25 protein-coding genes are annotated in these 25,120 nt (G+C 65.8%); 13 read left to right on the plus strand and 12 right to left on the minus strand.

All coding sequences use genetic code 11. The annotated features are described in order from the left end of the window. The first annotated feature begins 84 nt into the window (after positions 1 to 84). Positions 85 to 375, plus strand: a complete 291-nt coding sequence (locus HNP98_RS07860; protein ID WP_173809516.1) for a hypothetical protein — start codon at positions 85 to 87, stop codon at positions 373 to 375. Positions 376 to 382: 7 nt separating this feature from the next. Continuing rightward, entirely contained in the window at positions 383 to 514 is a 132-nt protein-coding gene (locus HNP98_RS22205) for a hypothetical protein (protein WP_262889099.1), read from the plus strand. Between the two features lie 200 nt (positions 515 to 714). Here HNP98_RS22205 and HNP98_RS07865 read toward each other — a convergent pair whose 3' ends face one another. Continuing rightward, positions 715 to 1,269 carry a Crp/Fnr family transcriptional regulator gene (locus HNP98_RS07865; protein ID WP_173809517.1) on the minus strand — a complete coding sequence of 185 codons (555 nt, stop codon included), beginning with the start codon at positions 1,267 to 1,269 and terminating at the stop codon, positions 715 to 717. A gap of 169 nt (positions 1,270 to 1,438) precedes the next feature. Between HNP98_RS07865 and HNP98_RS07870 the strand changes: the two genes are divergently transcribed. Beyond that, positions 1,439 to 2,041 carry a carboxymuconolactone decarboxylase family protein gene (locus tag HNP98_RS07870; protein WP_217425695.1) on the plus strand — a complete coding sequence of 201 codons (603 nt, stop codon included), beginning with the start codon at positions 1,439 to 1,441 and terminating at the stop codon, positions 2,039 to 2,041. Positions 2,042 to 2,101: 60 nt separating this feature from the next. Here HNP98_RS07870 and HNP98_RS07875 read toward each other — a convergent pair whose 3' ends face one another. Then, entirely contained in the window at positions 2,102 to 3,079 is a 978-nt protein-coding gene (locus tag HNP98_RS07875) for an isopenicillin N synthase family dioxygenase (protein ID WP_173809518.1), read from the minus strand. Positions 3,080 to 3,267: 188 nt separating this feature from the next. Here HNP98_RS07875 and HNP98_RS07880 point away from each other — a divergent pair, with 188 nt between their 5' ends. From HNP98_RS07880 to HNP98_RS07895, 4 genes are all read left to right on the plus strand, one after another. Beyond that, positions 3,268 to 4,143, plus strand: coding sequence for a hypothetical protein (locus tag HNP98_RS07880; RefSeq protein WP_173809519.1), 876 nt, complete (start codon positions 3,268 to 3,270; stop codon positions 4,141 to 4,143). A gap of 294 nt (positions 4,144 to 4,437) precedes the next feature. Next, positions 4,438 to 5,736, plus strand: coding sequence for an McrB family protein (locus HNP98_RS07885; protein ID WP_173809520.1), 1,299 nt, complete (start codon positions 4,438 to 4,440; stop codon positions 5,734 to 5,736). Positions 5,737 to 5,923: 187 nt separating this feature from the next. Then, the gene (locus HNP98_RS07890; protein ID WP_173809521.1) at positions 5,924 to 6,502 is read left to right on the plus strand and encodes a DUF5071 domain-containing protein; all 579 of its coding nucleotides are present in this window, start codon (positions 5,924 to 5,926) and stop codon (positions 6,500 to 6,502) included. Between the two features lie 423 nt (positions 6,503 to 6,925). Next, positions 6,926 to 7,981 (plus strand): 5-methylcytosine restriction system specificity protein McrC, encoded by a 1,056-nt coding sequence (locus HNP98_RS07895; RefSeq protein WP_173809522.1) that lies wholly within the window; start codon positions 6,926 to 6,928, stop codon positions 7,979 to 7,981. A gap of 94 nt (positions 7,982 to 8,075) precedes the next feature. Here the strand turns inward: HNP98_RS07895 and HNP98_RS07900 are convergent, their stop codons facing one another. Continuing rightward, the gene (locus HNP98_RS07900) at positions 8,076 to 8,357 is read right to left on the minus strand and encodes a hypothetical protein (RefSeq protein WP_173809523.1); all 282 of its coding nucleotides are present in this window, start codon (positions 8,355 to 8,357) and stop codon (positions 8,076 to 8,078) included. Between the two features lie 132 nt (positions 8,358 to 8,489). Between HNP98_RS07900 and HNP98_RS07905 the strand changes: the two genes are divergently transcribed. Beyond that, on the plus strand, positions 8,490 to 9,110 hold the full coding sequence (locus HNP98_RS07905) for an RNA polymerase sigma factor (protein ID WP_173809524.1): 621 nt from the start codon (positions 8,490 to 8,492) through the stop codon (positions 9,108 to 9,110). A gap of 110 nt (positions 9,111 to 9,220) precedes the next feature. Beyond that, positions 9,221 to 10,399, plus strand: coding sequence for a S1 family peptidase (locus HNP98_RS07910; protein WP_173809525.1), 1,179 nt, complete (start codon positions 9,221 to 9,223; stop codon positions 10,397 to 10,399). 73 nt (positions 10,400 to 10,472) lie between these two features. Here the strand turns inward: HNP98_RS07910 and HNP98_RS07915 are convergent, their stop codons facing one another. The 3 genes from HNP98_RS07915 to ribD form a co-directional block, all read right to left on the minus strand. Next, positions 10,473 to 10,985, minus strand: coding sequence for a fasciclin domain-containing protein (locus tag HNP98_RS07915; RefSeq protein WP_173809526.1), 513 nt, complete (start codon positions 10,983 to 10,985; stop codon positions 10,473 to 10,475). 252 nt (positions 10,986 to 11,237) lie between these two features. Next, entirely contained in the window at positions 11,238 to 11,717 is a 480-nt protein-coding gene (locus tag HNP98_RS07920; RefSeq protein WP_173809527.1) for a GAF domain-containing protein, read from the minus strand. A 114-nt stretch (positions 11,718 to 11,831) separates the two neighbouring features. Further along, complete coding sequence (ribD, locus tag HNP98_RS07925) at positions 11,832 to 12,875, minus strand: bifunctional diaminohydroxyphosphoribosylaminopyrimidine deaminase/5-amino-6-(5-phosphoribosylamino)uracil reductase RibD (protein WP_173809528.1); 1,044 nt, start codon at positions 12,873 to 12,875, stop codon at positions 11,832 to 11,834. 44 nt (positions 12,876 to 12,919) lie between these two features. Here ribD and prmC point away from each other — a divergent pair, with 44 nt between their 5' ends. Both prmC and HNP98_RS07935 read left to right on the plus strand, forming a co-directional pair. Further along, positions 12,920 to 13,771 (plus strand): peptide chain release factor N(5)-glutamine methyltransferase, encoded by an 852-nt coding sequence (gene prmC, locus HNP98_RS07930; protein WP_173809529.1) that lies wholly within the window; start codon positions 12,920 to 12,922, stop codon positions 13,769 to 13,771. Between the two features lie 225 nt (positions 13,772 to 13,996). Next, entirely contained in the window at positions 13,997 to 14,290 is a 294-nt protein-coding gene (locus HNP98_RS07935; protein WP_173809530.1) for a putative quinol monooxygenase, read from the plus strand. Positions 14,291 to 14,386: 96 nt separating this feature from the next. Here HNP98_RS07935 and thrC read toward each other — a convergent pair whose 3' ends face one another. From thrC to thrA, 4 genes are all read right to left on the minus strand, one after another. Then, positions 14,387 to 15,685 (minus strand): threonine synthase, encoded by a 1,299-nt coding sequence (thrC, locus tag HNP98_RS07940; RefSeq protein ID WP_173809531.1) that lies wholly within the window; start codon positions 15,683 to 15,685, stop codon positions 14,387 to 14,389. A 131-nt stretch (positions 15,686 to 15,816) separates the two neighbouring features. Further along, positions 15,817 to 16,752 carry a homoserine kinase gene (locus tag HNP98_RS07945; RefSeq protein ID WP_173809532.1) on the minus strand — a complete coding sequence of 312 codons (936 nt, stop codon included), beginning with the start codon at positions 16,750 to 16,752 and terminating at the stop codon, positions 15,817 to 15,819. A gap of 33 nt (positions 16,753 to 16,785) precedes the next feature. Then, on the minus strand, positions 16,786 to 17,256 hold the full coding sequence (locus tag HNP98_RS07950; protein ID WP_173809533.1) for an NUDIX domain-containing protein: 471 nt from the start codon (positions 17,254 to 17,256) through the stop codon (positions 16,786 to 16,788). A gap of 16 nt (positions 17,257 to 17,272) precedes the next feature. Then, the gene (gene thrA / locus HNP98_RS07955; RefSeq protein ID WP_173809534.1) at positions 17,273 to 19,714 is read right to left on the minus strand and encodes a bifunctional aspartate kinase/homoserine dehydrogenase I; all 2,442 of its coding nucleotides are present in this window, start codon (positions 19,712 to 19,714) and stop codon (positions 17,273 to 17,275) included. Positions 19,715 to 19,906: 192 nt separating this feature from the next. Here thrA and prfA point away from each other — a divergent pair, with 192 nt between their 5' ends. After that, positions 19,907 to 20,977, plus strand: coding sequence for a peptide chain release factor 1 (prfA, locus tag HNP98_RS07960; RefSeq protein ID WP_173809535.1), 1,071 nt, complete (start codon positions 19,907 to 19,909; stop codon positions 20,975 to 20,977). A gap of 186 nt (positions 20,978 to 21,163) precedes the next feature. Next, positions 21,164 to 22,729 (plus strand): hypothetical protein, encoded by a 1,566-nt coding sequence (locus tag HNP98_RS07965; RefSeq protein WP_173809536.1) that lies wholly within the window; start codon positions 21,164 to 21,166, stop codon positions 22,727 to 22,729. A 110-nt stretch (positions 22,730 to 22,839) separates the two neighbouring features. On the opposite strand, the gene HNP98_RS07970 is transcribed toward HNP98_RS07965, so the two are convergent. Together HNP98_RS07970 and gpmI are read right to left on the minus strand one after the other, a co-directional pair. Beyond that, positions 22,840 to 23,409, minus strand: a complete 570-nt coding sequence (locus tag HNP98_RS07970; protein WP_173809537.1) for a hypothetical protein — start codon at positions 23,407 to 23,409, stop codon at positions 22,840 to 22,842. Next, positions 23,402 to 24,937, minus strand: a complete 1,536-nt coding sequence (gene gpmI, locus HNP98_RS07975; RefSeq protein WP_173809538.1) for a 2,3-bisphosphoglycerate-independent phosphoglycerate mutase — start codon at positions 24,935 to 24,937, stop codon at positions 23,402 to 23,404. Before gpmI ends, HNP98_RS07970 begins: the two co-directional genes overlap by 8 nt. Positions 24,938 to 25,120: the final 183 nt, after the last annotated feature.

A 25,120-nucleotide genomic window follows, 5' to 3' on the forward strand; every position in this document is an offset into this window, starting at 1 on the left:
GGTAGCTGCGCCACCTGGAAACTGCTGTTTCGGCGGCCCACCCGCGCATTACCATTGACCCGAGCCGGGAAGTAGCTTTGCCGCATGTTTGAAGGCTACGAAATTGACTTTGGCAAGCTTAATCTCAACTGGCTGCACAGCGTCAGTATTGAGTTGGATGAGATAATCGACCTGATAGAAGTGGCCGAGCGGGCGCAAACGTACTTGCAGGCCAACGGGCAAATTGAGCTGGTCGGCTACACGAACCGACGCAAGTTTATTTCCGTTATTTTTACTATCAGCGGGCAGCAGCTCGTGGTCGATGATGTAAACCTTCCCCGTTATGAAACCATCCAGGACGTTATTCTCCGCCGACTTGCCGCCGAATCCGAGTAATCTTTCCATGAACGGCAAAACCGTCGAGGAATGGGAAGCTGGCCGTATCAGTGGGCCGCTCTCGAAGCGGGAGCTATTTGCGTACCTAAAGAAAATAGGCAAGCTGCCCGCCGACGCGCAGTACAAGCAGGCTTCTTAAATTAAAAGCAGCCGTTACGTTAAACAACACCCGCCACGCCTCTGCTTCCTTGGACGCAAGCGCACCAGGGCGGGTTTTTTTGTGTCTCCAGCTTCGCCGGCCGCTGGGGCCCCGGGAGCGGCTGGCCTGCGTTTGGGGTAGGGGCCCCGGACGGGGTTGGTAGCTGCGCCACCGGGAAACGCCGGTTTCGGCGGCCCGGCCTACAACTGGGCCCGCACCCGGCTCAGGCTTTCCGGCTTCACGCCCAAATACGTGGCGATGTGGCGCTGCGGCACCCGCCGAATCAGCTCGGGGTTTTGGCAAAGCAGGGCCAGGTAGCGGGTTTTCAGGTCGTCCATCTGGAACGCCCGCAGCCGCTCCGTCAGGCCGCACACCAGGTCTTCGTTGATGCGGCGGCCCAGCCGCTCGATGGGCGGCACGCGCCGGAACAGGCGGTTGAGGTCGGGCACCAGGATTTCGTGGGCCACCACGTCGGTCAGGCACTCGAAGTACAGCTCGGTGGGCACCTGGGCCACCAGGCTCAGCGTGTCGAAGCAAAACGACTCGGCCCCGTAAAACGCCGACGTGATGTCCTCGCCCCGCACCAGCCGGTAGGCCCGCGCCAGCCCGCTTTCGATGAAGTACAATCGGTCGGGCGGGGGCCCCGGGCGGAACAGCTCGGCGCCCTTGCGAAACGTGCACGGCCGCACCACGGCCAGCGTAAGGGCCAGCTCGGCATCGGTGAGGTGGGCGTGGTGCTGTAAATACGTGCGCATCGGTGGGGGGCCCAGCCCCGGCGGCTATGCCGCGCCGGCGCAATGGCCCCGCGAAGAAACGCTGAGAATGGCGTTGCGGCCGCGCGGCACGACGCCAAGCAACCAGCTGCACCTTTCCTAACCCGTTCGCGGCAGTTGCGTTACGGCACCCACCACTTCTTTGTAACTGATGATGCCTACTCCCGACCATTCCCTGGGCGGGCGGCTGCCGCTGCTCTGGTCCGCCGACCTCGACGCCGACCAAAAAAAGCTCTACCACGCGCTGGTCGATAAAATGGTGGGCTGGGCCAATAAGTCCGGTTTCCGGGCCGACACCGCCGACGGCCGCCTCATCGGGCCCTTCAACCCGATGCTTTTCAGCCCGCTCATCAGCCAGGCCACCCTCGACCTCACCGAGGCCGAAACCGCCCACACCGCCCTCAGCGAGAAAGTGCGCCAAGTGGTCATTCTCTGCGTGGGCGCGGTGTGGAAGGCCGACTACGAGCTGTACGCCCGCCTCGCCGTGGGCCAAAAAGCCGGTTTCGACGAGGCCACGGTGCAGGCGCTGGCGGCCGGCCAGCGCCCCACCGGCCTGTCGGCCGCGGAAGGCGTCGCCTACGATTTCACCCACCAGCTGGTGGCCGCGCACCGCGTGGACCAGCCGCTTTACCAGCGGGCCGTGGAGACGTTCGGGGCCAAGGGCGTGGTGGACATGGTTTACCTGGCCGGCAACTACATGACCGTCAGCGCACTGCTCAACACGTTTGCCGTGCCCGCGCCCGGGGCGGCATAAAATAAAAGCGGCTTGCTCCAGGTGGAGCAAGCCGCTTTTATTTTATGCCGCCCCAAAGACTTACTTTTTTTTCAAACCCAGCTCAATTAGGCGTTCGTTCAGGAATTCGCCGGCCGTGATGTCGGCTTCTTTCTTGGGGTTGTCGGCCGTCACCAAGTGCGGCAGGGCGGCCAGGCTCATTTCGGAGCGCGGGTGCATGAAGAACGGGATGCTGTAGCGCGAGGTGTTCATTTTCTCGCGGGGCGGGTTCACCACCCGGTGGATGGTGCTGCGCAGCACGCCGTTGGTGAGGCGCTGGAGCATGTCGCCCACGTTCACCACAATCTGGTCGGGCAGGGCGGTGATGGGAATCCAGTGGCCGTCGCGGCGCAGCACTTGCAGGCCGTCGGCGCTGGCCCCCATCAGCAGGGTTATCAGGTTGATGTCGCCGTGCTCGGCGGCCCGCACGGCGTCGGCCGGCACCGCGTCGGGGTCTTCGATGGGGAAGTAGTGGATGGGGCGCAGGATGGAGTTGCCGTGGCGCACCTTGTCGTCGAAGTAGTTTTCGGGCAGCTCCAGGTACAGGGCAATGGCGCGGAGCACGTCCTGGCCGGCGGCCTCCAGGGTGCGGTAGGCGGTGAAGGTGCTGTCGTGGAAACCGGGCACCTCCTGGGGCCAGATGTTGTCGGGGTACTCGCCTTTCACGGGGTCGGTGGCGTCTTCCACCTCCTGGCCCACGTGGTAAAACTCCTTGAGGTCGCCGGTGTTGCGGCCCTTGGCGTGCTCCTTGCCCTTGCTGATGTAGCCGCGCTGGCCGGCCAGCTCCGGCTTTTCGTAGGCCTGCTTGGCCGCGTCGGGCAGCTGGAAAAAGGCCTGCACGTTGGCGTATAGCTCCTTGGTTTGGGCATCGCTCAGGCCGTGGTTTTTGAGGGCGACGAAGCCGATGCTTTGGTAAGCTTCGCCGAGCTGCTGCACGAAGTGGGCTTTGCGCTGCGGGTCGCCGGAGCGGAAATCGGCGAGGTCGAGAGACGGAATCTGGTCCAGGAGTTGGTCTTGCATGGCCAAAAAGCAGAGGATGAAACGAGTAGGTAACCGGCCGGCGTGCGGGCACGCCGCCGGGCCGCAAGTTAAGAAACCGCCGGCGGGGCCGGTTGGTTTCCGGCGGCCCGCGCCAACCAATGCCAAAGTATTGCGTTCTTTACGCATTCGTTCTCCCGTCGCGCTTACTTCTTTCGCCTCTTCTCCTTATGAAACACCGCTTCGCTACTTGGTTGCCCACGGGCCTACCGCTGGCCCTGGCCTTGCTCGCCGCCACCGCCTGCGACACCAGCAAATCGACGGCCGACGCCGCTGCCTCCACGGGTAGCTCCGTGCCCATCACCACCCCCACCGACTCGCAGCGCAACTCCCTGGCGGCCGACGGGATGGAGAAAAACGGCATCCGCCTTACGCCCTTCAACGACTCGCCCAAGTTCCCCGAGGCCCAGATGCGCCTCACCTCGCCGGTGGCGGGGGCCACGGTGCCCAGCGGCGACGTGCGCTTCGTTTACCAGGTCAGCAACTTCCTGCTCACTAAGATGAGCGGGGGGCCCGAAATGGCCCAGATGGCCAACTCGGCCAAGGGCCAGCACATCCACAACATCGTGGACAACCAGCCCTACACCGCCCACTACGAAACCACGTTCGCCAAGCCCATTCCCGACGGCCAGCACGTGGTGCTTTCCTTCCTCTCGCGCTCGTACCACGAGAGCCTGAAGCAGCGCGGGGCCTACGACTTGCGCGTCATCAACGTGGGCAACGGCCCTGCACCCGCCACGCCCATCCTCGACGTGACCAAGCCCAACCTGTTCTACAGCCGGCCTAAAGACACGTATACGGGGGCCGACGCCAAAAAAATCATGCTCGATTTTTACCTGGTGAACACCACCCTCGACCCGGCCGGCAACAAGGTGCGGGCCACCATCAACGGCACCGAATTTATGCTCGACAAGTGGGCCCCCTTCCAGATGGAAGGCCTGCCCGCCGGCGAAAACACCGTGAAGCTGGAGCTGGTCGATAACAGCGGAGCCCTCATCCCGGGGCCTTACAACTCCGTGACGCGCACCTTCACGGTGGCCCGGTAGGCCCACGGCATTTACGGTCAATCGTCAGACAAAAGAGTCCCGTGGCCGTTTGGCTGCGGGACTCTTTTGTCTGACGGCCAAATGTCCCGCCTCCCAGCCGCCGCTGCCCTGCCAAGCGCTAAAAGCTATTCGGGTTGCATTTTCGATTCTCAGAACGGCGTAGAAACGCATCCTGGCATTTCGGGGGTGGACATCATACTTGAATAGTGCCCGGGCAAGCCGTGCAGGCTTCAGGCGCCTGGGGCGTCGTTGCCCCTCGCGGCCGCGAACCCCAACAGCTTCTTACTTTGCCGCATGGCCCCTCCCCGCCCCAAACCTGCCGAACCGGCCGCGCCCACCGCGCCGCTCACCCGCGAGCTGGTGCTGCGGGCCCTGCGGCAGATTGACCGGGCCGGGGCGGCGCTGCCGCCCAGCACCGTGTACGAGCTGGTGTACCGCGGCCGGCGCTACCCGCCCCGGGCCGTGGCCGAGTGGGCCCACCGCCTGGCCACCGGCGACGCCGCCGCCCGCTGGCCCCACCCCGCCGGTACGCCCACCAACACCGCCCTTGAAGCCCTCGACTTCACCATCAGCACCAAGCGCCCCGTGTTGGCCCCCGGCCACGCCGCCGACGCCGCCGAATCGGCCGACGGCCTCTACCTCGGGGGCCCCGAGCCCATGCCAGTTGCCGCCGAGCCGAAGGCGAAGTACGCGCCGGCCGGGCCCCCGCCCGCGCCCTACGCCAAAGCAGAGGCGTTGGCCGAGCTGCTGATTTCGGAGGAAGAGCTGGACGCGGCCCTGGCCGGCCTGGCCCGCCGCCGCAACCTGCTGCTGCAAGGCCCGCCCGGCACCGGCAAAACTTTTCTGGCCCGCCGCCTGGCCTGGCTACTGCTCGGGGCCCGCGACGAGAGCCGGCTGGAGCTGGTGCAGTTCCACCCCAGCTACGGCTACGAGGACTTCGTGCTCGGCTTCCGGCCCGATGCGCAGGGGCAATTCCGGCTGGTACCGGGCGTGCTGCCGCTGCTCTGCCAGCGCGCCGCCGCCGACCCCGCCCGGCCCTACGTACTGGTGATTGACGAGCTGAACCGGGGGCAGGTGGCCCGCATCTTCGGCGAGCTGCTGGGCCTGCTGGAGGCCGACAAGCGCGGCCCCGCCCACGCCCTGCGCCTGCCCTACGCCCCGCCCGACGCGCCCCGCTTCTTCGTGCCCGACAACCTGTTCGTCGTCGCCACCCTCAACCTGGCCGACCGCTCCCTCAGTCCGCTCGACTACGCCCTGCGCCGCCGCTTCGCCGTGGTGGAGCTGCGCCCGCAGTTCGGGCCCCGGCTGGGGGCCCTGCTGGCCGCCCACGGCGTGCCCACCGCCCTGGCCGGGCGCCTCACCGCCCGCCTCACGGCCCTCAACCAAACGATAAGCGACGACCCCGGCCTGGGCCCCGAGTTTGCCTTGGGCCACAGCTACTTCGTGCCCCCGCCCGGCCCCCTACCCAACGCAGCAGAGTGGCTACGCCTCGTCATCGACCAGGAAATAGCCCCCCTGCTGGCCGACTACTGGCGCGACGAGCCCGCCACGGCTGCCGCCCAGCTGCGCAAGCTGCGGGGGGTATTGGAGTAGCGGGAAGGGGGGGATGGGCCGCATTGCTGAGCGCGGGGATAGCGTTATGAAAGCTTTCTAGAATATGATTCGCTTTAGGGCCGGAAAGCAGTTGCCGAAATCAACCTTTTACGTACTTAATAAATGACCGTTCACAGTATGTAAAAGGAGTTATCAGCCTATTCTAACCACCGTTTTAATTTGAGCTATGAGAACCCTCACGCATCTACTCGAGTCCATAGAACACTCGTTCACGGCGGAACAGGAGAGGAAGGCTCTGCAGCTTTTTGATGCTCTATCCGAGGCTCAAATCGAGGAATTGACCTCCACCCAGTACGTTAAAAGCTGGCAGGCGGGCCTGGTAATGCGGCACTTGCCTGTGAGCCGGTTGGTGCCGTACGCGGCACCATTGCTGGTGCACTTGCAGGACCTGAATTGGCCTGCTGCGCCCTATGTTGCGGACGTGTTGGTGGCCATGGGTGCACCGATAGTCCCGGCCCTGCGCCGGGTGTTCGCGACCGACCCTAACGATGGCATCTGGATTATTAATCTCATCTACAACGTCATCCAGCGATGGGAGGCGCCGCTGGCCCGATTGCTCGAAGCGGAACTCATCGGCTACGTGCGGTACGCGGCCCCCGAAGGCGAATCTATCGCGGCTTTAGAGGCCTTGCAACGGCTGTTGCCGACGGAAGAACACCGGCAACTCTACGACTTCCTGCGCGAGGCGTACGAGCACAATGCCGCGCTTCTGGGCGAATTACGGGAGGCTTTCGATTGCGAATGACCACGGCCCTTTTTTTGGTCTGCTATTGGTTCGCACTGATTCCAGTCCCGGACAGCCTGCCATAAAGGCCCCCCCGGACCATTCTTTAACGCTCTTTTCTTTAAACGGCAGGAATCAACCGATACCAAATGTTTAGGTGCTCACTACGAGTCGGTACGAGTTTAAGAAACTCGTCTACGATTCAAAGTTCACTAAATGCCTGATGGGGTGAGTTTCGTAAACGCCCAAAATGGAGCTTGGTCTCCACCAAAATACCACGCCGGCCGCGCCCCGGACAGAAGCCAAACCCCGTCCTTGATTCCGCGAAGTGTCCAAGAACGTATGTTATGGTGAGTGCTTTATCTGAGAAGCAAATGGAAAAATTAAATTTCAAATACGCTAGGCAGACCACGCACCCTTTCGTAACCCAGCCGCCTCCCCCACATGGCCCCCACCGTTCCGCTCGCCACGCTCTACTACCTGCTGTGCTACGCCTGGAACCGCCTGCCCGCGCCCGCCGACTGGGCTCCGGGCGGGGCCGCGCCCTTCCACCGGCCGCTGGAGCTACTTACGCAACTGCTGCTGCAAGCCACGCGCCGGCTGCTGCGCACGGGCCTGCCGCTGGCCTTTGAGGAGCGCCAAGAAGTGCTGGGCACTTTGCGCGGGCGCGTCGAGCTGGGGCCCTCGCTGGCCCGGGGGCTGCTGCCGCAGGGCCGGGCCCTGTGCCGCTTCGCCGAGCTGGGGCCCGACGCGCCGTTGGCCCGCTTGCTGGCCGCCACGCTGGCCGCGCTGGCCGCCCGCCCCAGCCTGCCCGTGGCGCTGCGGCGCGAAGTGCAGCACCTGCGGCGGCGCTTACCCGGCGACGTAGCGGGGGCAGCGGCGGCCCCCACGGCGGCGGTATTCGGGGCCCTGCACCGGCAGCGGCCGGGGGGCGAGGCGGCGTTTGCCCTGCACCTGTGCGAGCTGATTTGGCGGCACGCGCTGCCCGCGCCCGGGGCCCCTGGGGCAGGGCGGGTGCTGGATTTTCGGCGTGACGAGGCCCTGATGGCGCGGCTCTTCGAGCAGTTCGTGCGCAACTTCTACCGGCGCGAGCAGCGCCAGTACCGGGTATTTGCCGAAACCATTGCCTGGCAGGTGGCCGACGCCGCCCCCGCCGCCCTGGAACTGCTGCCCACCATGCTCACCGACACGACGCTCGAAAGCCCAACCCGCAAAATCATCCTCGACACCAAGTACTACGCCGCTGCGCTGCGCCCGCGCTACGACCGCCAGCGCCTCGTGGCCCCCCACCTCTACCAGCTCTACGCCTACCTCCAAAACCAGCGCCCCGCCCCCGGCCAGGCCCTGGAGGGCATCCTGCTGTACCCCGCCGCGCCGGCCCCCGCGCCCGCGCTCGACGCCCGCTACACCCTCGGCGGCCACCCCGTGCGCGTGGCCACCCTCGACCTGCACCAGCCCTGGCCCGGCATCGCCGCCGACCTGCTGGCCCTGGTGGCCTGAGGCGGGCGCACAAAAAACCGCCCGGCTCTCCTTGCGGAAAACCGGGCGGCCCGGATGGGTAATTAAGCGGCGGGCGGTGCGGCCCGCCCGCTAATTACTTTTTCACTTCGGTGGTGGTGGTGGTGCCAGCGGCCGGAGCCATAGCGCCGTCCATTTTGGCACCGTCGGCGGGAGCCGCGGCCGGGGCCATGGCGCCGTCAGCGGCAGGAGCGCCAGCAGCAGGAGCGGCCATGGCGGTGGTGTCGGTGGTAGCCGTGGTGCTGGTTTCGGTGGTGGCCGGGGTGGTGGTGGTGGTTTCGGCGGTCTTCGACTCGCACGACGACAGACCAGCGGTGAGGGCGAGGCCCAGGGCAGCAAATTTAACGAGCTTGTTCATGTTGGGGTATTTTTGAAAAGTTTAACGGGTAACTGCCCTTTATCCGCCTTTCCGTAAAAGGTAACCCGCCCGGCAAAACTTTTTTTTCGGCGGGTTACTTCTCCCCCATCCGTGTATTAACCCCCAAAGCGAATGAGCAGAGGCGACTCTTCTTTTTCTTTTTCGACTCCCTTGGTGCCCGCGTCCGACGAAGTTTTAATTGCCGCCATCCGCGGCGGCGACGAGCGGGCGCTGGCGCAGCTCTACCGGCTGCACTGGCCCATGGTGTCGCACTTCGTGCTGCAAAACAGCGGCTCGGACGACGACGCCCAGGACGTGTACCAGGAAGGCGTGCTGGTATTTTACGAGAAGGTGCGCGACGGCTCCCTGGAGCTGAGCTGCCAAATCAAAACTTACCTCTACGCCGTGTGCCGCCGGCTCTGGCTCAAGCGCCTCACCAGCAAAAGCCGCTTCGGCGTGCGCTTGCAGGAAGACGACGACCTGGGCCCCCTGCACCACACCGGGGCCGAGGACGACCTGCTCGCCGCCGAGGAACAGGACCGCCGCTTCGACACCATGAGCGAGGCCCTCGACCACCTCGGCGAGCCCTGCCGGGCGCTGCTCGAAGGCTATTACCTGCGGGAGCGGTCCATGCAGGACCTGACGGCGGAGTTCGGTTACACCAACGCCGACAACGCCAAGAACCAAAAATATAAATGCCTCGTGCGCCTCAAAAAACTCTTTTTTGCCCACTACAAGGAAGCCCCTCTCTAGTCATTTAACAGTTATCAATCAACATTTAACAGGTGGCCGTTGCCCGTTTCCACGCGCTAAACACCGGAATTGTTAAATAATGATTGATAATCGTTAAATGAGCCCCTGTTATGCAAACCGAAGCCGATTACTACGCCTTATTTGACGCCTACGACCGCGGCGAGCTGGCCGCGCCCGCCCGGGCCGGCCTCGAAGCCCGCCTGGCCGCCGACCCCGCCCTGGCCCTGCGCTACGCCGACTTCGGCGAGATGACGGCCACGCTGCGGGCCACCGGCCAGCGCCAGGCCCTGCGCCGGCAGCTCCACGGCCTGCACGCCGCAATGGTGGCCGAAACCGCAGAGAAGCAATCGGTTGCCAAAGCACCTGCGTTGCGGGCCACCGTGAACCCGCTGCTGCGCATTTCGCGCACCGAGCGGGTGCTGCGCGAGTTTTGGAGCGGGCACCGGGCCACGGTGGGCGTGGCGGCCTCGGTGGCCGTGCTGGCCGTGTTCGCCTCGCTACTGGGCCTGGATTTGTGGCGCAACGCCAACACCAAGCCGTCGCTTTATGGCTACGAGGTGCTACGCCTGAAAATAAATCAATTGCAAAGCACCCAGCGGGACTTGACCCGGCAGCTGCGCAGCGTCGACGGTAAGAACGGGGCCACCGCAACGCCCACCAACAGCGGCAAGTTCAGCGGCACGGGCTTCGCCCTCACCGCCGACGGCTACCTGGTGACGAGCTACCACGTAATTCAAGGAGCTGACTCGCTGCTGATTGAAGGCCACGACCAGCAGCGCTACCACGCCGAAACCGTGTACGCCGACCGGGCCCACGACCTGGCCATCCTGCGCATCAAAGACAAAGGCTTCGACGGCTTCGGCCGCCTGCCCTACACCTTTAAGGCCGGGCAGGCCGAGCTGGGCGAGCGGGTGTTCACGCTCGGCTACCCGCGCGACGACGTGGTGTACGGCGAGGGGGCCCTGAGCGCCCGCTCGGGCTTCGGCGGCGACACGGCCTTTTACCAGGTCAGCATTCCGGTGAACCCGGGCAACTCCGGGGGGCCGCTGCTCGACGAGCGCGGCAACCTGATCGGTGTGGTGAGCGGCCGCCAGAGCGACGCCCAGAGCGCGGCCTTCGCCACCAAATCGTCGCTGCTGCTGCGCCTCGTCGATTCGCTGGCCAAGAAGCAGCCCATCGAGCCCTACCGCCTGCCCCGCTACAACCACCTGGCCGGTACCCCGCGCCCCCAGCAAATCAAAAAGCTCCAGGATTTCGTGTTCGTGGTGAAGGTGTTCGAGAAAGATTAAGCATTGGTTTTAAATCAAAAAGGCCCGGCCGCTCATCGAGCAGCCGGGCCTTTTACTTGCTTGTGAGTTCCAGTTACTTGCTGGGCATCAGCACAGCATCAATGGAATGCACGACGCCGTTGGTGGCGATGATGTCGGCTTTTTCCACAGTGGCCGAGCCGCCTTTGACGTCCACGATCATCACGCTTTCGCCTTGTTTCTTCACCGTCAGCATCTCGCCTTCCACGGTTTTGAGCTTCTGCCCGTCCTTGAGGGAAGCGGCTTTGTGGATGCCCGGCACCACGTGGTACGTGAGAATGCCGCTGAGCATTTTCTTGTTCGCGGGCAGTAGCAGGTTGTCCACCGTGCCGGCGGGCAGCTTATCGAAGGCTGCGTTGGTGGGCGCAAACACGGTGTAAGGGCCCTTGTCCTTGGCTTTATCGGCCAGGCCGGCGGCTTGCAGCGCCTTCAGCAGGGTGGTGTGGTCGGGCGAGACGGCGGCGCTGCCGGCCAAGTCTTTGTTGGTGGCCTGGGCAGCGGCCGTCAGCTGGGTGCCCAGCAGCAGCAACAATCCCAGAAAGGCGGTGAACAACGTTTGCTTGCGCATGAGGAAACGGGGGGTTGTGTGGAAGTACGAGACCAAAAGCCCGGCGCGGCACTTTTGTTTATTCCTAAAAGCTACTGCTGAGGTTATTAGGGAAGCGGTTATGGTATGAATGGCCAAAACGTACCGGCCCGCTTGGTCGTTCTGAGGCCGCCAGTTTAGGCCCCTTGAGCCCGGGCCGCAACTCAACGGGTACCGGGTGCCCCTCCGCGCGAGCGCTGTCCAACGGGCCGGGCTACCGCTTGAGTAGCCGCCTCAAAACCACTGCGCCGCCCGCTGCATTAGTTGCTCCAGGGCGGCCTGGTCGTCGGCGTCGAAATCGTTGAGCTGGTCGCTGTCCACGTCGAGCACGGCCACTACTTCGCCGTTTTTGAGGACGGGCACCACAATTTCTGACTTCGAATCGGAACTGCAGGCGATGTGGCCGGGAAACTGCTCCACGTCGGGCACGAGCAGGGTGCGGGCCTGGGCCCAGCTGCCGCCGCACACCCCCCGCCCCTTGCGGATGCGGGTGCAGGCAATGGGCCCCTGGAACGGCCCGAGCACCAGCTCGTCGCCTTTCACCAAATAGAAGCCCACCCAGAAAAACCCGAACGCCTGCCGCAGCGCGGCGGCCGTGTTGGCCAGGTTGGCGGTCAGGTCGGACTCGCCGGCGGTGAGGGCGTCGATTTGGGGCAGCAGCTCGGCGTAGCGGGCGGCCTTGGTGGCGGCGGTGAGGGCGAGGGTTTCGGCCATATTTAAGCAGCGCGAACGTTGCCGTTTGCGTTAGAAGCGTTAGGGTACGTTAGTTAGGGCAAGTAATTGGCGGCTAATGGGTGGCGCGGAGCCGCGAGCCGCAAAGTTCGCACGCTACCAATTCACGTAGCGAAACAGCTCGTCGTCGCCAACGTTTTCCACGCTACGCAAGCCGCTGAGGCCCAGGCGCGGGGCGGCCACGCCGGCCCCCAGCTTCTGGGGGCTGCGGAACACCCGGATTTCGTCCCACAGCCCCGCGTTCAGCAGGGCGTTGAGCACCGTGGGGCCCCCTTCTACCAGCACCGACTGCACCTGGCGCTGCCAGAGGTCGGCCAGGATTTGGGGCAGCAGGTCGTCGGCTTCGGAGAGGGTGGCGTAGGCGCGGTTGGGGGCGTCGGGGCGCTGGCGGTAGGTGTAGAAGAGGGTGGGTTGGTGGCCGTCGAGCACGTGGTGGGCGGGCGGCAGGCACAGGTTTTTGTCGAGCACCACGCGCAGCGGGTTGGGGCCGGGCCAGTCGCGCACGTTCAGGTGGGGGTTGTCGTGCAGGGCCGTGCGCGTGCCCACCAGAATGGCCTGCTCCTCGGCCCGCCACTGGTGGGTGAGCAGCCGCGCCTGGGGCCCGCTAATGGCCACCGGTTGAAAGTAGCGGCCGGCCAAAAAGCCGTCGGCCGTTTCGGCCCATTTCAGCACCAGGTAGGGCCGCTTTTTTTCGTGGAAAGTAAAAAAGCGCCGGTTGAGCCAGCGGCCTTCGGGGGCCAGCAGGCCGGTTTCGACTCGGGCCCCGGCGGCCCGCAGCTTGGCGTTGCCGCGCCCGGCCACCAGCGGAAACGGGTCGTCGTTGCACACCACCACCTCGGGCACGCCGTGGGCGATGAGCAAGTCGGCGCAGGGCGGGGTTTTGCCGTGGTGGGCGCAGGGCTCCAGCGTCACGTACACGCGGCTTTCCTTTAGCAACGACTGGTCGGCCACGCTGGCCAGGGCGTTTACTTCGGCGTGGGGCCCCCCGTGCTGCCGGTGCCAGCCCTCGCCGATGATGCGGCCCCGGTGCGTGACCACGCAGCCCACCAGCGGGTTGGGCCGGGCGTAGCCGGTGCCGAGCAGCGCCAAATCCAGGGCGCGGCGCATGAACAAGGAGTCGTCGGGAAGGTCGTCGGCCATGCCGCAAAAGTAACCGCGCCGCCGCCCCGGCCTACTTTTGCCCGATGACCACCCGCGCCCTCACCGACCGCCTCGCCGCCGCCCTGGCCGCCGCCTACCCCGCCCCGGAGGCCGCCGCCATCGCCGCGCTGGTGGCCGAGCACCTGCTGGGCCTCGACGCGCTCCAGCGCCGGATGCGGGCCCAGGAGGCGGTGCCGCCAGGGGTTGAGCAGCAACTGCCGGCCCTGCAAGCCCGCCTGCTGGCCCACGAGCCCGTACAGTACGTGCTGGGCACGGCCCACTTCGCCGGCCTGGACCTGGAAGTGACGCCCGCCACCCTTATCCCGCGCCCCGAAACCGAGGAACTGGCGCGGCTGGTGGTGGCCGCGCAGCCCGGGGCCCGCGCGGTGCTCGACGTGGGCACCGGCTCGGGCTGCCTGGCCCTGGCGCTGGCCCGCGCCCTGCCCCGGGCGCGGGTGCTGGCCGTCGATAGCTCGGAAGCCGCGCTGGCCGTGGCCCGCCGCAACGGGGCCCGCTACGCGCCGCAGGTAGTGTTCGAGCAAGTCGATATCCTGCAAGCCGGCCCCGCCGGCCTGGCCCCCGGGGCCCTGGACGCGCTGGTGAGCAACCCGCCCTACGTGCGCGAAAGCGAGCGGGCCCAGATGCGCGAAAACGTGCTGGACTGGGAGCCCGCCGGGGCCCTGTTCGTGCCCGACGCCGACCCGCTGCTGTTCTACCGCCGCCTGGGGGCCCTGGGCCGCGTGCTGCTGCGCCCCGGCGGCGGCCTCTACCTGGAAATCAACGAGGCACTTTCCGCCGAAACCGAGGCGCTGTTGGTTTCTCAGGGCTACGCGGAGGTGCGCGGGGTGGCGGACATGTTCGGGCGGCCGCGCCTGGTGCGGGCCGTTGCGCCGTAGTAGAAACAGCTTTGCGAAACTTGATTTTCACTTGGCGAAACCTTGTGCGCGAGCCATTAGCGCGGAGTTTTGCCAGGTTAAAAATTAAGTTTCGCAGTTGGTCACCTGCAACGAGGCCGGCGGGTACCGCGTGAATTCTCGGTCTTTTCCTGGCCGGCCCCCAAACTACGACCCTTAAAACTGCGTAGCTGCACAGTCACTCCTCACCCCCCAAACCCCCGCATCATGGTAAAAGTAGGATTATTGGTACGGCTCGAAGCCAAGCCCGGAAAAGAGCAGGCCGTGGCCGATTTCCTGCGCGGCGGCCTGGCCCTCGTGATGGAAGAGCCCGACACCGTGACCTGGTACGGCATTCAGATGGGCCCGTCCACGTTTGGCATTTTCGACACGTTTGCCGAAGATGCCGGCCGCAAAGCCCACCTCGGGGGCAAAGTAGCCGCTGCCCTCATGGCCCACGCGGAGGAGTTGTTTTCGGTGGCTCCAGCCATTGAGATGATTGACATCCTGGCCGCGAAGTAAGCCCCGGTGTAAATAAAACCGGCCCTTTCGGGGGCGAAATCCGGAGTGATTGCACCCGCAGGTTTCGCCCCCGAAAGGGCCGGTTTTTTGCGGTGCCTACCGCAGCAAAAACGCTTTCAGGGCCCCAAAATCCACCCCTATCGGTACGCTCTGCTTCGGGCGGCCCTGTAAGTGGCGCACGGCTTCGGGCAACTCGATTGGCTGGCCGATGATGGGCTCCACCACGTCGGGAAATTTGACGGGGTGGGCCGTGGCCAGCAGGAAGCCGGCTCCTTCGGGGTGCTGGGCCTGGTGGCGAAGCAAAGCGGCGTAGGCCACGGCGGCGTGGGGATCGAGCAGGTAGCCGTTTTCAAACCACACTCGCAAGATGGTGGCCACCGTGTCGGCGTCGCTCACCGTTTCGGCGCTCAGGGCCGCTTGCAGGGCCCCGTGGTCGTGGCCGAACAACTCCAGGACGCGCACAAAGTTGCTGGGGTCGCCCACGTCCATGGCGTTGGAGTGGGTGGCCACGGCCGGCAGCGGCGCGTAGGTGCCCGAGCGCAGGTAGCGCGGCACGGGGTCGTTGGCGTTGCAGGCGGCGATGAAATGGCCCAGCGGCAGGCCCGAGGCCCGCGCCAGCAGCCCGGCGCAGAGGTTGCCGAAGTTGCCGCTCGGCACGCTCACCACGGGCGGCGCGGCCCCGGCCGGCCACTGCTGGGCCGCGAAGCAGTAGTACAGCTGCTGGGGCAGCCACCGCGCTACGTTGATGGAGTTGGCCGAGGTGAGGACGCGATGGGCCGCCAGCTCAGCATCCAGAAACGCCTGCTTCACCAGGGCCTGGCAGTCGTCGAAAGTGCCGCTAACCTCCAGGGCGGTAATGTTTTGGCCCAGCGTGGTGAGCTGCAGCTCCTGCACCGGGCTCACCTTGCCCCGGGGGTAGAGGATGACGACCTCCACGCCCGGCACGCCCAAAAAGCCGCTGGCCACGGCCCCGCCGGTGTCGCCGGAGGTGGCCACCAGCACCGTCATGGGCGGGGCGTCGCCGCGCTGGGCGAAGTAGCCCAGGCAGCGGCTCATGAAGCGGGCCCCCACGTCCTTGAACGCCAGCGTGGGCCCGTGAAACAGCTCCAGTGCCGCGATGCCGGGGCTCACCGGCACCAGCGGAAACGGGAAGTCCACGGCCGCGGCGCAAATCGCGCGCAGGTCCGCGTCGGGGATGGTGCCGCCCACGTAGAGCCGCATCACGGCCAGGGCCAGGTCGGCGCGGTCCAGCCCGGGCAGCTCGCGCAGAAAGTCGGCCCCAAACCGCGGGATGGTTTCCGGAAAATACAACCCGCCGTCGGGGGCCTGGCCGGTGATGGCCGCCGTACGAAAGTCAACCGGGGGGGCCTGGCGGCGGAGGCTGTAGTACTGCATCAGGGGGAGAAGTGGCGCGATAGAAAAACAGTTAAAATCCTGCGTTCAGGGATTTGTCAACCGGCGAATGTACAGCCGAAACACCGGTCATCCCGTTAATTAACAAACTGTTAATTAACGGGATGACCGGGCTACTCGGCCACCACGTGGGCCCCTTTCGCGGCCACCGGCCCCACGTACAGGTTGAACGCAAGGCCCAGTTCGGCAAACACGCTGCCCAGGGCCTCGGCCACGGCGTGGGCAGTGGCCTCGTCGCGGTTCAGCATGAACAGCGAGGGCCCCGAGCCCGAGATGCCGCCGCCCAGGGCCCCCGCCGCCAGGGCCCGCCGCCGCGCCTCGGCCAGCCCGGGGATGAGCGGGGCCCGGGCCGGCTCCACGATGTAGTCGCCGAGCGAGCGGCCAACCAGGGCGTAGTCGGCGGTGAGGAAGCCGGCCACCAGGCCGGCCACGTTGGCCCACTGGCGCACGGCCAGGCCCAGCGGCACGGCGACGGGCAGCACTTGGCGGGCGTCCTTGGTTTTAATCTCAATTTGGGGGTGCACCACGGCCACCCACAGCGCCGGCGCGGGCAGGGCCACGATGTCGGTGGCCGGCTCCAGGGCCCGCACCACCGTGAAGCCCCCGAAAATGGCCGGCGCGATGTTATCGGCGTGGCGGGCCCCGGAGGCCACGGCTTCGCCCGCCATCGCAAACTCCACCAGCTCCAGCTGGCTGAACCGGTTGCCCAGCAAGGCGTTGGCCGCCACCACGGCCCCCGCCGCGCTGGCCGCGCTGCTGCCCACCCCGCTGCCGGGCATAATGCCCTTGGTGATTTCCATGTCGAAGCCCACGGCCTCGGGCACGGCGGCCAGCAGCGCCAGCAGCGCCACGCCGGCCACGTTGCGGGCCGGGTCGGTGGGCAGGCCGTAGCCGTCGAGGTGCCGGATGCGCACGCCCGGGGCCTCGGTGCGGCGCAGGCGGATGGTGTCGTAAGGCGCGGCCAGCGCCAAGCCAAACACGTCAAAGCCGCAGCCTAGGTTGGAGAGCGTAGCAGGCGAGTGAACGAGAACGGAATCGGGGAGGGGCATAAGAAATGTTCGCCAGTTGTTGTTAAAGCTTACCTAGCTGCTTCGGGGCATTTTTCTGGCAAATACGTCTTGCAATACCTCTGGCAACCAGTCGCCTGTTGTGAGATTTTGGCTGTCAGAATAAGAAGAGAAACGGGTTTCTAACGTTTCCTGACCGTCTGGTTTCAGCTCTCCGCCGGTAATTCGTGCCTCAAAAACAGTCATCACGTAGGCCACTTCGTCTCCATTCTGGTACCGTACTCGAAAGGCAGGCCCGCCGTACACCCCAAGTATTCCTAGCAGCTCTACCTCGCAGCCGGTTTCTTCCCGCATTTCTCTTCGAGCAGCCTGCTCCGGTGTCTCATCTACTTCTATCATGCCGCCCGGGGCTACCCATACATTGTTATTGGCGTGTCGCACGAGTAGAACCTGCCCTTCTGTGTTAAAGGCTAAAACGGTCACAGATGGCAATAGCAGAAGGTCATGGCCGACCTTGTTGCGGAGCTGCACTAAGTAAGGAGACATCAGTGTTGAGTAAAAATTAAAGCCGGGCGGCGCGAATAATATCCGCAAATACGCCGGCCGCCGTGACCTCCGCGCCGGCCCCCGCGCCCTTTATCACCAGCGGCTGCTCGCTGTAGCGGTCGGTGTAGAAGAGCACGATGTTGTCTTTGCCGCGCAGCTCGTACACGTCGTGGCTGGGCAGCACGGCTTGCAGGCCCACGGCGGCGGTGCCGTCGGCGTAGCGGGCCACGAACTTGAGGCGCTTGCCGGCGGCGGTAGCCGCGTCGTACAGGGCTCGGAAGTGGGCTTCGTGCACAGCCAGTTGCTCATAAAAAGCTTCTACGTCGCCCTCCAGGCAGGAGGCGGGCAGGAACGACTCGATTTGCACGTCGCTCATTTCCAGCGGGTGGCCGGCTTCGCGGGCCAGAATCAGGATTTTGCGGGCCACGTCGGTACCGCTTAGGTCCAGGCGCGGGTCGGGCTCGGTGTAGCCCTCGGCCTGGGCCTGGCGCACCACCTCGGCGAAGGGCCGGCTGCCGTCGTAGTTGTTGAACACGAAGTTGAGGGTGCCCGAGAGCACGGCTTCCAGGCGGCGCACCACGTCGCCGCTGCGCGTGAGGTCGCCGAGCGTGCCGATGATGGGCAGGCCCGCGCCCACGTTGGTTTCGAACAGGAACCGGGTGTTAAAATCCTGCGCCAGGCCCTTGAGGCGGGCGTAGTTGGCGTAGGCCGAGGAGGCGGCTACTTTATTGCAGGCCACCACGGCCACGCTCTTTTCGAGCAGGGCGGCGTAGTGGTCGGCCGCGGCGGGGTTGGCCGTCACGTCCACCAGAATGGAGTTGCGCAGGTTGCGGCTTAAGATGAGTTGGGTAAACTCGTCCAGGGTGCAGGGCCCGGCGGCGGCCAGGGCGGCGGGCCAGGTGGCCAGGTCCAGGCCGTTTTCGTCCACCACGCAGTGGCGGCGGTTGGCGATGGCCACCACGCGCACCTGCAGGCCCAGCTGCTGCTGCAAGTGCGCCTGCTGCTGCGCCAGCTGCGCCAGCAGTTTGCCGCCCACGTTGCCGGGGCCCAACACGTACAGGTTCACCTGTTTATAAGCCGGCTCGAAGAAGGCCTCGTGCAGCACGTTGATGGCCTTGGGCACGTCTTCCGACCGGATGACGGTGGAGATGTTGCGCTCCGACGAGCCCTGGGCAATGGCCCGGATGTTGACCCCGTTCTGCCCCAGGGCCCCGAACAGGCGGCCGCTGATGCCGGGGTGGTTCTTCATGTTTTCGCCCACCAGCGCCACGATGGCCAGGCCCAGCTCGGGCCGCAGCGGCGCGATGCGCCCGGCCCCGATTTCGGGGGCAAACTCGGCATCGACTACGGCGCGGGCGGCGGGCACGTCGGCGGCGGCCACGCCCACGCAAATCGAGTACTCCGACGAGCTTTGGGTGATGAGCACCACGTTGATGCGCTTGCGGGCCAGGGCCTCGAACAGCCGCTTCGAGAAGCCGGGGATGCCCACCATGCCGCTGCCTTCCAGGTTGAGCAGCGCCAGCTGGCCGATGCTGGAGAGGCCGCGCACCACGTCGGGGCTGTGCGGCGGGTCCACTTCCACCAGCGTGCCGTAGTCGGCCGGGGCGAAGGTATTTTTAATCCAGAGCGGAATACCGCGCTCCATAACGGGCTGAATGGTAGGCGGGTAGAGCACCTTGGCCCCGAAGTACGACAGCTCCATCGCCTCCTGGTACGAGATGCCGGCGATGGGCCGGGCCCGCGCCACGAGGCGCGGGTCGGCGGTCATCATGCCGCTCACGTCGGTCCAGATTTCGAGCTTGTCGGCGTCGAGCGCGGCGGCCAGCAGGGCGGCGGTGTAGTCGGAGCCGCCCCGGCCCAGGGTCGTCGTCGTGCCCTCGGCATCGGCCCCGATGAAGCCCGGCACCACCCACAGTGCATGAGCGTGTTTCTGCCCGAAGGCTTGCACCAGCTGCCGGGTGGCGGCCGGGTCCACTTCGGCCTTCCCGAAGCACGAATTGGTGCGGATGAGCTGGCGGGCGTCGGCCCACGCGGCTGGGGTTTTACCGCCAATGACTGCGCACACCAGCTGTGAAGAAAGCAGCTCGCCGTAGCTCATCAGCCGGTCCAGGGTGCGGGCCGACAGCTCGCCCAGGGCAAATACGCCGTCGCAGAGCTGCGTCAACTCCGAAAAGCCCTGGGTAAGCGTGGCAGTGACGTCGGGCTGGCCGGCCGGGGGCAGCAGGGCCTGGGCGGCGGCCAGGTGCCGCTGTTGCAGCTGGGCCAGGGCCTCGCGGTAGCGGGAATCGCCGCTGGCCGCCGCGCGGCCCGCCCCGATGAGGGCGTCGGTGGTGCCGCCCAGGGCCGATACCACCATCACCACGGGGCCCCCGGCCAGGGCATGGAGCGCAATGGCGCACGATTTTTCGATGTTTTCCGCGGAGGCAACGGACGTGCCTCCGAATTTAAGCACTTGCATTTAAGGTGGCGGTTGGGGATGGGGCCGGGTGGATGGGCCGGCAAAGAGCAGGGCGGCCGACACCGGGCCCGACAGCGCCGGCCGGCTGCGTGCTTTTGCCGCACCGCGGCAAGAAGGAACGCCCGACCCAAACGGCGCTGTTTGAATCCAGTATCTTTGCAAACCTACAGACTATTTTTTTCGACCACCCCAATGCTGGACAAATTAGAAGCCATCCGCCTGCGGTACGAAGACGTGAACCACGAGCTGATGCAGCCCGAGGTCATGTCGGACCTCAAGCGCTACAAGTCGTTGAACAAAGAGTACAAGGACTTGGGCAAAATTGTGGTCGAGTACCGCAATTACCAGCAGGTGCTCAGCAACATTGAAAACGCCCGCCAGGTTATCTCCACCGAAAAAGACGAGGACTTCCGCGAGATGGCCAAGGCCGAGCTGGACGAGCTGATGCCCGAGCAGGACCGCCTGGAGTCGGCCATCAAGGACCTGCTCATCCCCAAAGACCCCAACGACTCGAAGGACGTCATCATGGAAATCCGGGCCGGAGCCGGCGGCGACGAGGCCGCGCTCTTCGCCGGCGACTTGCAGCGCATGTACCTGCGCTTCGCCGAAAAGCAGGGCTGGAAAATGGAGCTGGTGGACGCCATGGAGGGCACCGCCGGCGGCTACAAGGAAATTATCCTGGCCGTGAAGGGCGAGGACGTGTACGGCAAGCTCAAGTTTGAGAGCGGCGTGCACCGCGTGCAGCGCGTGCCGGCCACCGAAACCCAGGGCCGCATCCACACCAGCGTGGCCTCGGTGGTGGTGATGCCCGAAGCCGAAGAGTTCGACATCGAGCTGGACATGAACGACATCCGCAAGGACCTGTTCATGTCGAGCGGCCCCGGCGGCCAGTCGGTGAACACGACCTACTCGGCCGTGCGCCTCACCCACCTGCCCACCGGCCTCGTGGCCCAGTGCCAGGACCAGAAGTCGCAGCTCAAGAACTTCGACAAGGCGCTGCAAGTGCTGCGCTCGCGCATTTTCGAGATTGAGCTGGCCAAGAAGAACGAGGCCGAAGGGGCCATCCGCAAGAGCATGATTGGCAGCGGCGACCGCAGCGACAAGGTGCGCACCTACAACTACCCCCAGGGCCGCGTGACGGACCACCGCATCGGCTACACCGTGCACAACCTGCCCAGCGTGATGGACGGCAACGTGGACGACTTCGTGGAAAACCTGCGCATCGCCGAAAGCGCCGAGCGCCTGAAGGTGGGCGTGTCGTAGAGGAAATAACGGGGCCCCGGGGGAACCTCACGAAACCCCTACGGGGCGGGCCCCTCTCCTGCGGAGAGGGGTGCGTTCAATTTGCTTGTTGAATTTGCCCGTTCAGGTACTGGCACCCCTCTCCGCAGGAGAGGGGCCGGGGGTGAGGTTCCCCCGGGCCAGGGCCCCCACGCACCAACCCCCTTCATGCGCCATTTTTTCCTCGCCTTCATTCTCCTCGGCTGCTTGTCGGCGCTGCTGCCGGGCTGCGAGCCCAAGGAAGACCTGGTGCAAACCTCGGGCAGCCTGAGCTTTGTGCAGGACACCGTACTGTTCGACACCGTGTTCACCACGGTGCGCACGGTGACGAAGCGGCTGTGGGTGTACAACCGCAACCGCGGGGCCCTGAAAACCGACATCAGCCTGGGCGGGCTGGGCACGAGCCCGTACGCGCTGGTTATCAACGGCGACGCGGGGCCCGGGGCCAGCGGCGTGACCGTGCGGGGCAACGACAGCCTGCTGGTGCTGGTGCGGGCCACGGTGGGCGACAACGGCACGGCCACCGCCGCCAAGCAGTTTCTGGTAACGGACCAGCTCAACTTCCTCACCAACGGCAACGCCCAGAACGTGAAGCTGGTGGCCTACGGCCAGAATGCCTACTTCCACTACGGCGAGGTAATCGGCCAGAATACGACCTGGAAGACCGACAAGCCCCACGTCATCGTGAACAGCAGCTTTGTGAGCGGGGGCCAGACGTACATCGGCGGGGTGGTAGTGGCGCAGGGCGTCACGCTGCGCATTCCCCGGGGGGCCCGCGTGTATTCGCACGCCGGGGCCACGCTGCAAGTCGATGGGCAGCTGCTGGTGAACGACTTGACCGAGCCCAACGCCTTCGCGCCCACCGACACCGTGAAGGATACCAACGCCAACATTGTGCGCTTCGCCGGCGACCGGCTCGAACCGTTCTACGCCGATGTGCCGGGGCAGTGGGGCGGCATTTTCTTCACGCCCACCAGCCACGACAACCGCATCCGCTACGCGGAAATTAAAAACGCCACCTACGGGCTGCTGCTGCTCAACCCGAAAAGGACGCTGCCGCGCCCCGGCGTAGCCGTTGACAACACGGTTATCAAGAACATTTCCGGGGCCAACGTCTCGTTTGCCAGCACCGCCCAGTCGGCCGTTTCGCTCGATACCGGGGGCGGCATCATCAGCCTCGGGGGCAACGTGGCGGCCACCAACTGCCTGCTCACCAACTGCGGCGAATACGCCATCCTGGGGTACGGCGGGGTGTACGACGTCAATTTTTGCACCATCGCCAACTACACGCCGGCTTTCCTGCGCAAGACGAATTCGCTGACGTTCACCGATAAATCCACCGACGCCGACGACAAAACCCCGTCGTCTCCGCAAATCACCCTCCGCAACAGCATCATGTGGGGCTCGATTGCCGACGAACTGTTCTTTGACGACAACGACGCCTACCGCGGCTCGCTCACGGTGCGCAACTCGGTGCTACGCACCACCTACTACGCCGGTACCGTGCTGGCCACGCCCGGCAATCCCGGCCTGCTAGACCCCGCGCTGGGCAACTCCCTCGCCGACCCGCTGTTTCTGCGCTCGCCGACCAACGCAGGCGGCAAATACGACTACTCACTGCAAGCCACCTCGCCGGCCCTCAAACTAGGGCCCACGTTCGGCAGCAAGCCCCCCCGCGACCTGCGCAACCTGCCCCGAGCGGCTTATACGGTAGGCGCCTACGAGCACAAGTAGCGCCCCGGGCGTGGGCTGCCGGCTTTTTCGCCGGCTGCCCGCTAATCGCTGAAGAAGTATATGACCCACTGAAAACCGGCCGGCAACGCGCGGCCGCTGCCCGGCCTGGCCTACTGCACCTGCCCGGCCGCCGCGTAGCGCAGCGTGTCGAATAGCACTAGCTTCTGGGTGCCCTGCACGGCGTAGCCGGCCAAGCGGCCCTGGCGCAGGTCGAGGCGCAGGTGCTTGTGGGCCGTGAACAGCGCGTTTTGCTGCTCCACGTCGGCCGTGATTTCCTCGGGGGCGGCCCCGGCGCTGAGCACGTTCAGGCGGGTTACCGGGGCGATGTCGTGGTCCGGCAGGCGGGTGTAGGTGCGGCGCAGCCGCCCGTCGGGCAGCCGGGCCGAATCCACGGCGTAGGCCCCGCGCAAGGCGGCTTTGTTGATGTCGGCCTGGAAAAACAGCTGTAGCTCGTCGGCCCAGCGCACGGCGGGCACGCGCACGGTTTCGGGGGGGCCGCCGCGCAGGCGCACGTACTTGAGGGCCGCGGCGTGGGCCTGGTCGAGCTGCTTAATCTGCTGGTCGAGCAGGCCCTTCACGTCGAAGTACAGGGGCCCGGCGGCGCGGGGCGCGGCCGCTTCGGGGCCCCCGCAGCCGGCCAGCAGCAGCGCCGCGCCGGCCGCCCACCGGGCGCTACGCACCGGCGGGGCGCAGCAGGTTCAGGCCGGTCATCTCGGCGGGCTGGGGCAGGCCCATCAGCGCCAGGATGGTGGGGGCCAGGTCGGCCAGCTTGCCGTCGGCGAGGGTGCCGCGGTAGTCGTCGTCCACCAGAATGCAGGGCACCAGGTTGATGGTGTGGGCCGTGTTGGGCGAGCCGTCGGCATTGCGCATGAACTCGGCGTTGCCGTGGTCGGCGATGATGAGGCTGGCGTAGCCGGCGGCGCGGGCGGCCTCCACCACGGCGCGGGCGCAGGCGTCGGCCGTTTCCACGGCCTTCACCACGGCCCCGAACACGCCGGTGTGGCCCACCATGTCGGGGTTGGCGAAGTTGAGGACCACGAAGTCGGCGGCCTGGGCTTGCAGCTCCGGCACCAGGGCATCGCGCAGGTCGGCGGCGCTCATCTCGGGCTGCAGGTCGTAGGTGGCCACCTTGGGCGAGGGGCACATGATGCGCTTCTCGCCGGCAAACTCCGCCTCGCGGCCCCCCGAAAAGAAGAACGTGACGTGCGGGTACTTCTCGGTTTCGGCGATGCGGATTTGCGTTTTGCCGTGGGCGGCCAGCACCTCGCCCAAGGTGTGGTCCAGGTTGTCTTTCTCGAACACCGGCGTCACGCCCACGAAGCTCTCGTCGTAGTTCGTCATCGTGAGGTAGTGCAGGTTCAGGCGCTGCATCTGGAAGGCGTGGAAGTCCTGCTGCGTCAGGGCTTCCGTAATCTCGCGGCCCCGGTCGGTGCGGAAGTTGAAGCACAGCACCACGTCGCCCTCCTGAATCACGGCCAGCGGCTGGTCGTCGGCCCCCGTCTTCACAATGGGCTTCAAAAACTCGTCGGTGATGCCTTCTTTGTATTGTTCCTGAATGGTTTGAATCAGGTTGTGCGAGGGCGTGCCCACGCCGTTCACCAGCAGGTCGTAGGCCACCTTCACCCGCTCCCAGCGCTGGTCGCGGTCCATGGCGTAGTAGCGGCCCACTACGGAGGCAATCCGGGCCCCGGTGCGCTCCACGTGCTCCTCCAGGTCGTTGATGTAGCGCACGCTGCTCTTGGGGTCGGTGTCGCGCCCGTCGGTGAAGGCGTGCACGAACACCCTGGGCACGCCCGCCTCGTGGGCAATGGTGCAGAGGGCCTTCACGTGGTCGATGTGCGAGTGCACCCCGCCGTCGGACAACAGCCCGATGAGGTGCAGGGGCTTGTTGTTGGTGCGGGCGTACTCGAAGGCTTTCACCAGGGCAGGCATCTGGCCCAGCTTGCGCTCGCGCACGGCCCGGCCGATGCGCACCAGCTCCTGGTCGATGACGCGGCCGGCCCCGATGTTCATGTGGCCCACTTCGGAGTTGCCCATCTGGCCCTCGGGCAGGCCCACGGCTTCGCCCGACGCCTGGAGGGTGCTGTGGGGGTAACGCGCCAGCACTTCGTCGTAGAAGGGCGTCCGGGCCTGGTCCACGGCCGAATCGGTCGTGTTCTGGGTCAGGCCCCACCCGTCCAGAATGACCAATAATACCTGTTTGTTCATGCCCCAAAGATACGGGGGCCCGGGGCAAGGGTTGGCTGGCCGGGGCCCGCTCCCCCGGTTTTCGGCCCAAATACTGCCGCGCCCGGGCCCAACCCCCGCGGGCCGGCGCACGTAAGTCCGCCCCGTTCGGGGCCGACTGGCCCGGTTTTCGCTACTGCCTCCGCCGACCCGATAACCCGTTCT

The sequence above is a fragment of the Hymenobacter caeli genome (assembly GCF_013294115.1).
Classification (GTDB): domain Bacteria; phylum Bacteroidota; class Bacteroidia; order Cytophagales; family Hymenobacteraceae; genus Hymenobacter; species Hymenobacter caeli.